The organism is Pseudomonas sp. TKO26, from assembly GCF_003225665.1.
GTDB lineage: Bacteria > Pseudomonadota > Gammaproteobacteria > Pseudomonadales > Pseudomonadaceae > Aquipseudomonas > Aquipseudomonas saponiphila.
Map to the genome: position 1 here is coordinate 135002 of NZ_QKLN01000015.1, position 10537 is coordinate 145538.

A 10537-nucleotide genomic window follows, 5' to 3' on the forward strand; every position below is an offset into this window, starting at 1 on the left:
TCAGCGCAGCTGCAGCGGGTCCACCAGGCCAGCGGCAATCGCCATGCCCACCAGCGCGGGCAGGTGCTCGGCCTGCATGCGCTTCATCACCCGTGAGCGATACAGGTCGATGGTCTTGATGCTGACCCCCAGCTGTTCGGCGATCTCGCGGTTGGTGTAGCCCTGCACCAGGGGCAGCAACACGTCCTGCTCCCGTGGCGTCAGGCTCTGCAGCAACGCCTGCACCCGGGCCTGCCCGGCGCTCTGGCTCTGATGGCGGTCGGCGCGGCTCAGGGCCTGCTGCACGCTGTCCAGCAGCAGCTGTTGGTTGTAGGGCTTCTCGATGAAGTCCACCGCTCCGGCCTTGAACGCGCGCACCACGATCGGCACGTCGGCGTGGCCGCTGACAAAGATCAGCGGCAGGTGGATATCGCGCTGGCGCAGTTCTTCCTGGACATTCAGCCCGCCCATGCCGGGCATGCGCACATCCAGCAGCACGCAGGCGTTGAGGCTGGGGTCGCAGTGTTCGAGAAACTCGCGGCCGCTGGTGAAGGGCACGGCCTTGAGGCCCACCGACTCCAGGAGCCAGACGGTGGAGTCGAGCATGCCCGGATCGTCGTCGACCACATACACCAACTGCTGCGCCTCACGGGTCATTGCCTTGCTCCTGTGGTTGGGTGGGAAGTTGCATCGGGATCGGCCGGGGCCGTGGCCGGCAGGTAGCAGCACATCGTCAAGCCACGGTCCTGGGGCTTGGCCTGCAAGTCGCCGCCAAAGCCTTCGACGATGCTGCGGCTCATGGACAATCCGAGCCCCAGGCCGTTGGCCTTGCTGGTGTAGAACGGGGTGAACAGTTGCGGCAGTTGCTCGGCCGAGACGCCCGGCCCCTGGTCGCTGACGCTGATCCGCACCCCGCCCTCGGCCGCCGCTTCGGCGCCCAGCACAATGTTCGAGCCTTGCTGTGGATGCACTTCGCGGTTGGCCTCGATGGCGTTGCGCAACAGGTTCAGCAGCACCTGCTCCAGCAGCACCCGGTCGGCGTACACCGGCGGCAGATTATCCGCCAGGCGCAACTCGATCGCCACCTCACAGGACTGGGCTTCCCAGGCACACAGGCGCACGGTTTCCCGGGCCACCTCGGCGATATCCAGGGCCTGCACCCGGCGCCCGCCCTTGCGCAAAAAGGCCCGCAGGCGCTTGATCACTTCGGCGGCGTGGGTCGCCTGTTCGGCGATCCGTTCCAGGCCCTGGGCGACCTTGCCGGCGGCCTCGGGCTGGGTGTCCAGGGCCTGCAAATAGCGTTGGCTGGCATTGGCGTAGTTGACCACCGCCGCCAGTGGCTGGTTGATCTCGTGGGCGATGCCCGAGGCCAGTTCGCCCAGGGTCACCAGCCGCGCGCTGTGGGCCAGCTCGTCCTGGTGATGGCGCTGCTGGGCCTCGCGCAGTTCGCGCTCGCTCTGGTCGTGGGCCACCAGGGAATAGAAGCGCTCGCCACTGGCCGCGCGGTGGGCCAGGAGCATCAGCGACACCGGCACCGAGGCGCCGCCGGCCGGCGGTTGCAGGCGCGCCTCGATGCTCCAGCGGCCGCTGCGCTCGGCGCGCTCCCAGCCCTCGCGCTGCAGGCTGTCCAGTACTTGAGCGCTGAGTATCGAGGCCAGACCGGGCATCGCCTGATCAGCCGCGAGCCCCAGGGTGCGCCGCGCCGCCGGGTTGAGGTAGGTCACGGCGCCACCGGGCTGGATGAACAGCACCGGGTCGGGGTTGGCTTCCACCACTTCCGCCAGGCGCCGCTTGTTCTCTTCGGCCTGGACCCGGGCGGTGATGTCCCGGGACACCGCCACCACTTCCACCACGGTGCCGGTGTAGGTATCGCGGATGCCGCGGCAGGCGGTTTCGAACCACAGGTAATGGCCGTCGCGGTGGCGGATGCGGTAGGTCATGGTGTGGTAGCCGTCCTGCTCCAGGGCGTCGCGGGTGCGCTGCATCAGCCCGGCCAGGCCCTGGCTGTGGAACAGGCTGCGGGCCAGCAGGCCGCGCAGTTGTTCGGGCCAGTAGCCGAGCAGAGTCCAGGACGCCGGCGAAGCGTCGAGGAAGGTGCCGTCCGGGGTGTGCCGGGAAATCAGGTCGGTGGTGTTCTCGGTGATCAACCGGTACAGGCGCCGGGCCCGGGCCGAGTCGCGCTCGGCCTGGACCTGGGCGGTGGCCTCCTGACAGCGCGCCAGCACCCGCTGGCGCAGGGGATCGGGGATGAAGCTCCAGAGCAGGATGCGTTCGCCGCACTGGGCTTCCACCTGTTCGATGGCGCGCTGCTGCTCCAGGCAGGCGCGCACCAGGGCCGGGTGGTTGATCGGCAGCAGGGCCGCGAGATCGCCAGTGGCCGCATCGTCCAGCCACTGGCGCAACGCCGGGTTGAGGTCCAGCGGCTGCGCCTGGGCGTCCAGCAGCAGGCTGGGCTGCGGGTCGTGGCCCAACCAGGGCGAGTCCGGCAGCTGGCCTTCGCGCTGTAGCTGCAACCAGCGGCTCAGGTGGGTGGAGGTGGGCATCGTCAATCAACCTGTGGGAGGCAACAGCGGCTTTTTAATATAGTACAAATACCATACAACTCAGGTAGTACTTCCATATCAATCGACAAACAGTATATAAAAGACCCCGGATAAGTCACCGAGCGCCTGTAAAAAGCCTCGGCCAATAGAGCTAATAATCAGCCACCGGGTACCCGAACCATGTCCATCTACGAGCAAGGCCTCGCGCCGTCTGCCGTCAACCATATCGCCCTCTCCCCCTTGAGCTTCATCGAGCGCACCGCTGCGGTTTACCCCGAGTATCCGGCGGTGATCCATGGTTCGATCCGCCGCACCTGGGCCCAGACCTACAGCCGCTGCCGGCGCCTGGCTTCGGCCCTGGCCGGCCGTGGCATCGGCCAGAACGACACGGTGGCGGTGATGCTGCCGAACATCCCGGCGATGCTCGAGGCGCATTTTGGCGTGCCGATGATCGGCGCCGTGCTCAATGCCCTCAACGTGCGCCTGGATGCCGAGGCCATCGCCTTCATGCTGGCCCACGGCGAAGCCAAGGTGCTGATCGCCGACCGCGAGTTCCACGGGGTGATCCACGCCGCGGTGGCGATGCTCGACCACCCACCGCTGGTGATCGATGTCGACGACCCGGAATACGGCGAGGGCCAGGCGGTCAGCGATCTGGACTACGAGGCCTTTCTCGCCGAGGGCGACCCGGAGTATCCCTGGCAGTGGCCGCAGGACGAATGGCAAGCCATCGCCCTGAACTACACCTCGGGCACCACCGGCAATCCCAAGGGCGTGGTCTATCACCACCGCGGCGCCTACCTCAATTCCCTGGGCAACCAGATGATCTGGGCCATGGGCAACCACCCGGTGTACCTCTGGACCCTGCCGATGTTCCACTGCAACGGCTGGTGCTACCCGTGGATCGTCACCGCCCTGGGCGGCGTGCATGTGTTCCTGCGCCGGGTCGATCCGCAGAAGATCCTCAACCTGATCCGCGAGCATCAGGTCACTCACCTGTGCGGCGCGCCGATTGTGCTCAATGCCCTGGTGAACATGCCGGAATCGGCCAAGGCGGCCATCGACCACCCGGTCAACGCCATGGTCGCCGGGGCCGCGCCACCGGCCAAGGTGATCGGCGCGGTCGAGGAAATGGGCATCAAGGTCACTCACGTCTACGGCCTGACCGAGGTCTATGGCCCGGTGACCCTCTGCGCCTGGCACGCCGCCTGGGATGAGCTGCCCCTGGAACAGCGGGCGCAGATCAAGTCACGCCAGGGGGTGCGCTATCCGACCCTGGAAGGGCTGATGGTGGCCGACCCGAAAAGCCTCGAACCCACGCCCCGGGACGGCCAGACCATCGGCGAGATCTTCATGCGCGGCAACACCGTGATGAAGGGCTACCTGAAGAACCCCAGCGCCACCGCCGAGGCCTTCGAGGGCGGCTGGTTCCACACCGGCGACCTGGGGGTGACCCACCCGGACGGCTATATCGAGATCCGCGACCGGCTCAAGGACATCATCATTTCCGGCGGCGAGAACATCTCCACCATTGAGCTGGAAGGCGTGCTCTATCGCCACCCGGCGGTGCTGGAAGCGGCGGTGGTGGCCCGGCCCGACGAAAAATGGGGGGAAACGCCCTGCGCCTTCGTCACCCTCAAGGCCGACCACCAGGACGTGAGCGAAGCCGAGATCATCGCCTTCTGCCGCGAGCACCTGGCGGGCTTCAAGGTGCCGCGCACCGTGGTCTTCAGCACCTTGCCCAAGACCTCCACCGGCAAGATCCAGAAGTTCGTCCTGCGCGACCTGGCGAAAAACCTCTAGCCTGAATACACCGACCCAGCCCTTGTAGGAGCTGGCTTGCCAGCGAAGGCGCTCTCACCGGCCCATCCCTCGCAGGAGCTGGCCGGGCGGCGCTCCGCTTGCCAGCGAAGGCCTCGGCCAGGGCGATGCATGGCTTGCGGGCCTGTTCGCCGGCAAGCCGGCTCCTACCAGGTGGCGGGGTCTGGGTTTTCGATTCATGCGGCCACGGCCGTTCAACCTCCCCTTTTGCCCGAGGTTCCTGCAATGCCCGAATTCAATGCTCCGCTGCGCGACATGCGCTTTGTCCTGCATGAAGTGTTCAACGCGCCCAAGCTCTGGGCGCGCCTGCCGGCCCTGGCCGACACCGTGGACGCCGACACCGCCGACGCGATTCTCGAAGAAGCGGCCAAGGTCACCGCCAACCTGATCGCCCCGCTCAACCGCAGCGGCGACGAGGAAGGCGCCAGCTGGCACGCTGGGCAGGTGCGCACCCCGGCCGGCTTCAAGGAGGCCTACCGCACCTACATCGAGGGCGGCTGGGTCGGCCTGAGCGGCAACCCGGCCTACGGCGGCATGGGCATGCCGAAGATGCTCGCGGTGCAGTTCGAAGAGATGCTCTACGCCGCCAATTCCAGTTTCGCCCTGTATTCGGCCCTGAGTTCCGGGGCCTGCCTGGCCATCGACGCCCACGCCAGCGAGGCGCTCAAGCAGCTGTACCTGCCGCCAATGTACGAAGGCCGCTGGGCCGGATCCATGTGCCTGACCGAAGCCCATGCCGGCACCGACCTGGGGATCATCCGCACCCGCGCCGAACCCCAGGCCGACGGCAGCTACCGGATCAGCGGCAGCAAGATCTTCATCACCGGCGGCGAGCAGGACCTGACCGAGAACATCATCCACCTGGTGCTGGCCAAGCTGCCGGACGCCCCGGCCGGGCCCAAGGGGATCTCGCTGTTCCTGGTGCCGAAGGTCCACGTGGATGCCCACGGCAACCTCGGCGCGGCCAACGCGGTGAGCTGCGGCTCCATCGAACACAAGATGGGCATCAAGGCCTCGGCCACCTGCGTGCTGAACTTCGACGGCGCCAGCGGCTGGCTGATTGGCGAGGCCAACAAGGGCCTGGCGGCGATGTTCACCATGATGAACTACGAGCGCCTGTCGATCGGCATCCAGGGCATCGGCTGCGCCGAGAACTCCTACCAGAACGCCCGTACCTATGCCCGCCAACGCATCCAGAGCCGCTCCCCGGCAGGTCCGGTGGCCAAGGACCAGATCGCCGACCCGATCATCGTCCACCCCGATGTGCGGCGCATGCTGCTGAGCATGAAGGCCATGACCGAAGGCGGCCGGGCCTTCGCCAGCTACGTCGGCCAGCAACTGGACCTGGCCAAGTTCGCCGACCAGCCCCACGAGCGGCACAACGCCGAAGCCTTGGTGGCGCTGCTGACCCCGGTGGCCAAGGCCTTCTTCACCGACACCGGGCTGGACAGCTGCGTGCTCGGCCAGCAGATCTTCGGCGGCCACGGCTACATTCGCGAATGGGGCCAGGAGCAACTGGTGCGCGACGTGCGCATCGCGCAGATCTACGAAGGCACCAACGGCATTCAGGCCCTGGACCTCTTGGGGCGCAAGGTGGTGGGCAACGGCGGCGTGGCGTTGCGCCTGTTCACCGGCGAGATCCGCGACTACGCCTACCTGCCCGGCGCCGCCTACGCCGCCGAGCTGCTGGACGCGGTGCAGCGCCTGGAAGACCTCAGCGACTGGCTGCGCGAGCAGGCCGCGCAGAACCCCAACGCGGTGGGCAGCGCCTGCGTCGAATACCTGCAGTTGTTCGGCTACGTGGCCTACGCCTACCTGTGGGCGCGCATGGCCCAGGTGGCCGAGCAGCGGCGCGCCGAAGACGACGGCTTCTATGGCGCCAAGCTGGCCACCGCGCGCTTCTACTTCAGCCGCCTGCTGCCGCGCATCCTCAGCCTGGAGCAGAGCATCCGCGCCGGCAGTTCCCCGCTGTTCGGCCTGGAGGCCGAGCAGTTCTGAGTGCCTGGGCAGGGCGCCCGCCGCCCTGCCCCAGCTTCAGCGCCAAGCTCCAAGCTCCAAGCTCCAAGCTCAGGCAACAGCACACCCCACGGATGCAAAACCTCAAGCGGCCCGGCATACTTCGCACCCGGACACCGCCCAAGGAAGAAACGTGTTGGCCCCCGCCCTGATCATCGCCAGCTCAGCCATCATGCTGCTGCTTGGCAGCCTGCACCTGATCTACACCTTCGCCACCGACAAATTCCAGCCCCGTGACCCGGCCCTGGCCGAACGCATGCGCCAGGTGTCGCCGCTGATCACCCGCCAGACCAGCCTGTGGCGCGCCTGGGTCGGATTCAATGCCAGCCATAGCCTGGGGACGATGCTGTTCGGCCTGGTCTATGGCTACCTGGCCTGGCTGCACCCGGCCCTGCTACTGGAAGCCCGCGGCCTGCTGCTGATCGGCCTGGGCTTTCTCGCCGGCCTGTGGCTGCTGGCGATCCGTTACTGGTTTCGCATTCCCCTGGCGGGCATCAGCCTCGCCCTGGTGCTGTTCGCGGTTGCCTGCGCTTTGCTGTTCATCTGAATCCAACCCTCATCGGCCCTGTCATTTTCGAGTCCCTGCATGTCGCCCCTGTACACCTTCTGGTCCCGGCTCTACTACCCGCTGTGCTGGATCGCCGTGGCCGCGCCCACGGCCAGCATGATCCGTTGCAACCTGCACCTGATCGTGCCCCGGGAGGTCGGTGGCACGCTGTTCGGCGGTTCCATGGGTTTTCTGATGTACCTGGGCGGCTGGGCCCTCAGCGTGCTGGGCCTGGTGCTGGCGCTGCTGACCCGGATGCCCGGTGCACGCCTGGCCCTGATCGTCGCCGGGCTGGTGCAAGGGCTGCTGGGCCTGTGGTGGCGGATCAACTACCCGGATGATTTCGACGGCAACCTGATCTTCAGCATCCAGCCCCGGGAGCTGGACTATGTGATGGTCTTCGGCTTCGCCCTGGTCTACGGCGGCGTCCACCTGTTGCGTCAGCAGCGGCTCAAGCCGCGCCCACCCGCCACTCGCAATGGGCTGTTGCTGCGCACCCTGTGGGCCCTGGTGCTGGCGGCGACCTTCATCCTCCCGCCGCTGCTGGCCATCACCCGCAAGCCCCTGCCCTACTGCGCCTTCGACCGGGCCGGCAATCAGTTGAGCGTATGCCTGGGCCCTGGCAGCCGGGTGATTGTCGACTGAGCGTCCTCCCGACTTCGTTCCTCCTTTTCTCGACCTTGATGAGTGTGCCCATGTCTCGCCTGTTTACCCTGTGGTTGTGGCTGTACCGCCCCCTGTGCTGGATCGTCGTCGCCATCCCGCTGTCGGTGATGCTGTTGTGCGACGTGCAGATGATGCAACCGCGGGATGTCAGCGGCACCTTGTTCGGCGGGGCCATGGGGTTTCAGCTGTACCTGTTTGCCTGGGTGCTGTGCCTGATCGGCCTGGTCCTGGCCCTGCTGACTCGGATGCCCGGCGCGCGCATGGCATGGCTGCTGGCCGGGCTGGTGCCATTGCTGCTCGGAGCCTGGTGGCGGCTCACCTACCCGGATGATGAAGATGGCAGCCGTGCGTTCAGCCCCCAGGACTGGGAGCTGGACTACATGCTGGGCATCCTGTGCCTGTTCGTTATCAGCGGCCTGTACTTCTACTGGCGCCGACGCCTCGTCTCACGGCCCGCCGCCACCAGCGCCGATGTGCTGTTTCTGCAAACCGTGTGGGCGCTGGTCCTGGCAGCGGCGTTCATCCTGCCACCGCTGAGCTTCATCAAGCAGCAATCCCTGCCCCGCTGTGCGTTCAACAAGGCCGGGGAGCAATTGACCGTATGCCTGAGCGATGACCCGAACGAGCCGGTGATTGTCGACTGAACCGACGCTGGCAGCAGCCCGCACAGAAAAAAGCCCCGGAGCGATCGGGGCTTTTTTCTGCCGGGTGCTATCGATGCCTGGTGGCCGGTGACGCTCTGCGCACCGGCAAGGCGGCGGCGAAAGCCATGGCCTCTTCCCGGGTGCCGAAAGTGGCGAGCCGGTCACCGGCCGTACAGACCTTCCAGGGCCCGTGGTTGACGCTCAATACCTGATAACCGTTGATCTGCAACTTGTTCAGCAGCGGCGTACTCATGGACACCTCCCTTTTGTCAGCGTGGCTGGGGCTTGGGCGTTTTACCTTACACCCGCAGCACCCTCCGGCGACGGCCGCATGTCGGCGCGACGCGGTCATTTCCTCAGGTTCGCCAAAGGGTCGTAGGCGCGCGAGCGCTTGCGCTGGTGCTCGGGTTCCGGCTGATCCAGGGGCGCCCTGGCCGGGCCCACCGGATCGACCTGGGGATCGGCGAGGTCTGGCGAATCGGGGTCGAAGCCCGGGTCGTGGTGATTCGAGGCGTGCTCGGACGAGCGCGGCCCCGTGGGGGTCTTGGCAGCCATGGTCAGCTCCTGTGCTAGCCCGCAAAAAGGCGGGGACAGCCGTTGGATCGCGATCCGTTCCCAGGGTGCCGGCCAGCGGACCAATGGCCACCGGCAAATTGCATTGCAGCGAGCAGCGTCGCAGGATGACGCCCTGGCCCACAACCGCTCAAAAGGAAGTGCTGATGACGATTCGTGCCGTGGTTTTCGATTTTGGTGGCGTGCTGTTCGACTGGAGCCCGCATCACCTGTACCGCCAACTGATCCCCGACGATGAGCGTCGCCAGTGGTTCCTCGACACCGTCTGTACCCAGGCCTGGAACACCCTGCAAGACGCCGGCCGGCCCCTGGCCGAAGCCACCCGCAGCCTGGTGGCCGAGTATCCCGAGCATGCGCCGTTGATCGAGGCCTATTACGGGCGCTGGCCGGAGATGCTCAAGGGGCCACTGGACGAAGGCGTGGCCCTGCTGGAGGAACTGCACCAGGCGCAGGTGCCGCTGTTCGGCTTGACCAACTGGTCCCAGGAAACCTTTCCCTATGCCTGGGAGCACTACCCGTTCTTGCAGAAATTTCGCGACATCGTGGTGTCGGGGCAGGAACGGCAGATCAAGCCGGATGCCGAGATCTATCACACGGCCCTGGGGCGGATTCGCGCGCATATGCCGGGGGTGGCGCCTGAGGAACTGGTGTTCATCGATGACCATGCGCCGAATATCGTCGCGGCCAGAGCGCTGGGCTGGCGGGCGATTCATCATGTGGCCGCGGAGGAGACGCGGAGGCAGTTGGGGGAGTTGGGGGTGGTTTGAGGTTTTTTTTTGGGGGGGTGGAGTGTGCGTATCCGTTGTTGCGGTGGGCTGTGTACATATCCGTTGCTGCGGTCACGGCCACTTAGGGTTTCGCTCTTACAGCGAGTCACTTTGAAGAGCCCAAAGTAACCAAAGGCTCCTGCCCCTCCACTCGGTGCCTCGCATAGCGAGGCATGCCCGAACTCCGGCATTGATCCGTGGGCCGCCGCAATGGGCCATCCATGGCCCAGTGCGGCTAACCCGGCATCCCTGCCGGGTTACCCACGGCTCAATGCCTGCGTTCGGCCATCGTGTCTAAAGGGGCAGGAAGATCAAAAGCCAGAGCAAGATCAACATCTGACGGCGGCCTGCCGGCCGGCCTTGTTTCATTTGTCCTTCACTGGGCGACGTTGCTCTTGGGAGGGCTGAAGGTCCTGCGGACCTTTTCGCAGCTTCGCAGGCTCAGCAGCGGCTACAGAACGCACATACTCTGTAGCCGCTGCCGCAGGCTGCGCACGGCTCCGCAGGAGACGCTAAACCTGCCTCCCCGATATTCCTGACATATCGCGCCGCCTGGTTTTGCGAGCGCAAGCGCTCGTTCGCAGCCTCCGGCAGCGGCTACAAGGAACCAGCCTGCGCACCTTGGCTTTGGCTTTGGCTTTGGCTTTTGATCTTGATCTTGATCTTGATCTTGATCTTCAGGCCCCTTCCCAGCAGGCCGAGCGTAGGCGTTGCGTAGGGGGCAGCTCGGCATGGATGCCGAGCTAGCCGCCACCCGGCCATGGATGGCCGGTTGGCGGCGGGCCCCCGGAGCAATGCCGGAGCTCGGGCACCCCGAGCCCTAGCGAGGGGCCGTATGGAGGGGCAAGACTTTTTGCTTACTTTTGTGTCGTTTGACAAAAGTGAGTCGCCGTAAGGGCGAAACCCTAAGTGGCCGTGACCGCAGGAATGGATATGTACCCCATCCCACTCGCTGTAAGAGCGAAACCGCCAGCCCCACCC

At 66.1% G+C, this 10537-nt stretch carries 10 protein-coding genes; 6 read left to right on the forward strand and 4 right to left on the reverse strand.

All coding sequences use genetic code 11. The annotated features are described in order from the left end of the window. Window positions 1-636, reverse strand: a complete 636-nt coding sequence (locus DNK59_RS20680) for a response regulator transcription factor (RefSeq protein ID WP_092316152.1) — start codon at window positions 634-636, stop codon at window positions 1-3. Continuing rightward, on the reverse strand, window positions 633-2522 hold the full coding sequence (locus DNK59_RS20685) for a PAS domain S-box protein (protein WP_110724407.1): 1890 nt from the start codon (window positions 2520-2522) through the stop codon (window positions 633-635). Before DNK59_RS20685 ends, DNK59_RS20680 begins: the two co-directional genes overlap by 4 nt. Before the next feature lie 180 nt (window positions 2523-2702). Here DNK59_RS20685 and DNK59_RS20690 point away from each other — a divergent pair, with 180 nt between their 5' ends. The 5 genes from DNK59_RS20690 (at window position 2703) to DNK59_RS20710 (ending at window position 8216) form a co-directional block, all read left to right on the forward strand. Then, window positions 2703-4325 (forward strand): acyl-CoA synthetase, encoded by a 1623-nt coding sequence (locus DNK59_RS20690; RefSeq protein WP_110724408.1) that lies wholly within the window; start codon window positions 2703-2705, stop codon window positions 4323-4325. A gap of 243 nt (window positions 4326-4568) precedes the next feature. After that, on the forward strand, window positions 4569-6341 hold the full coding sequence (locus DNK59_RS20695; protein WP_110724409.1) for an acyl-CoA dehydrogenase C-terminal domain-containing protein: 1773 nt from the start codon (window positions 4569-4571) through the stop codon (window positions 6339-6341). A 151-nt stretch (window positions 6342-6492) separates the two neighbouring features. Next, on the forward strand, window positions 6493-6906 hold the full coding sequence (locus DNK59_RS20700; protein WP_110724410.1) for a hypothetical protein: 414 nt from the start codon (window positions 6493-6495) through the stop codon (window positions 6904-6906). 39 nt (window positions 6907-6945) lie between these two features. Next, window positions 6946-7551, forward strand: coding sequence for a hypothetical protein (locus DNK59_RS20705; RefSeq protein ID WP_110724411.1), 606 nt, complete (start codon window positions 6946-6948; stop codon window positions 7549-7551). Window positions 7552-7601: 50 nt separating this feature from the next. Beyond that, window positions 7602-8216, forward strand: a complete 615-nt coding sequence (locus tag DNK59_RS20710) for a hypothetical protein (RefSeq protein ID WP_092316164.1) — start codon at window positions 7602-7604, stop codon at window positions 8214-8216. A gap of 67 nt (window positions 8217-8283) precedes the next feature. Here DNK59_RS20710 and DNK59_RS20715 read toward each other — a convergent pair whose 3' ends face one another. Beyond that, a complete protein-coding gene (locus DNK59_RS20715) occupies window positions 8284-8469 on the reverse strand; it encodes a DUF2188 domain-containing protein (RefSeq protein ID WP_110724412.1) in 186 nt (61 codons plus the stop codon). Window positions 8470-8564: 95 nt separating this feature from the next. Further along, on the reverse strand, window positions 8565-8771 hold the full coding sequence (locus DNK59_RS31945) for a DUF6021 family protein (protein ID WP_162884127.1): 207 nt from the start codon (window positions 8769-8771) through the stop codon (window positions 8565-8567). Window positions 8772-8935: 164 nt separating this feature from the next. On the opposite strand from DNK59_RS31945, the gene DNK59_RS20725 reads away from it, so the two are divergent. Further along, window positions 8936-9556, forward strand: coding sequence for an HAD family phosphatase (locus DNK59_RS20725; RefSeq protein ID WP_110724413.1), 621 nt, complete (start codon window positions 8936-8938; stop codon window positions 9554-9556). Window positions 9557-10537: the final 981 nt, after the last annotated feature.

Excerpts from the sequence above, each read along its gene's own strand:
- DNK59_RS20680 (WP_092316152.1), bottom strand. The coding sequence starts at position 636 with ATGACCCGTGAGGCGCAGCAGTTGGTGTATGTGGTCGACGACGATCCG.
- DNK59_RS20685 (WP_110724407.1), bottom strand. The coding sequence starts at position 2,522 with ATGCCCACCTCCACCCACCTGAGCCGCTGGTTGCAGCTACAGCGCGAA.
- DNK59_RS20690 (WP_110724408.1), top strand. The coding sequence starts at position 2,703 with ATGTCCATCTACGAGCAAGGCCTCGCGCCGTCTGCCGTCAACCATATC.
- DNK59_RS20695 (WP_110724409.1), top strand. The coding sequence starts at position 4,569 with ATGCCCGAATTCAATGCTCCGCTGCGCGACATGCGCTTTGTCCTGCAT.
- DNK59_RS20705 (WP_110724411.1), top strand. The coding sequence starts at position 6,946 with ATGTCGCCCCTGTACACCTTCTGGTCCCGGCTCTACTACCCGCTGTGC.
- DNK59_RS20710 (WP_092316164.1), top strand. The coding sequence starts at position 7,602 with ATGTCTCGCCTGTTTACCCTGTGGTTGTGGCTGTACCGCCCCCTGTGC.
- DNK59_RS20715 (WP_110724412.1), bottom strand. The coding sequence starts at position 8,469 with ATGAGTACGCCGCTGCTGAACAAGTTGCAGATCAACGGTTATCAGGTA.
- DNK59_RS31945 (WP_162884127.1), bottom strand. The coding sequence starts at position 8,771 with ATGGCTGCCAAGACCCCCACGGGGCCGCGCTCGTCCGAGCACGCCTCG.
- DNK59_RS20725 (WP_110724413.1), top strand. The coding sequence starts at position 8,936 with ATGACGATTCGTGCCGTGGTTTTCGATTTTGGTGGCGTGCTGTTCGAC.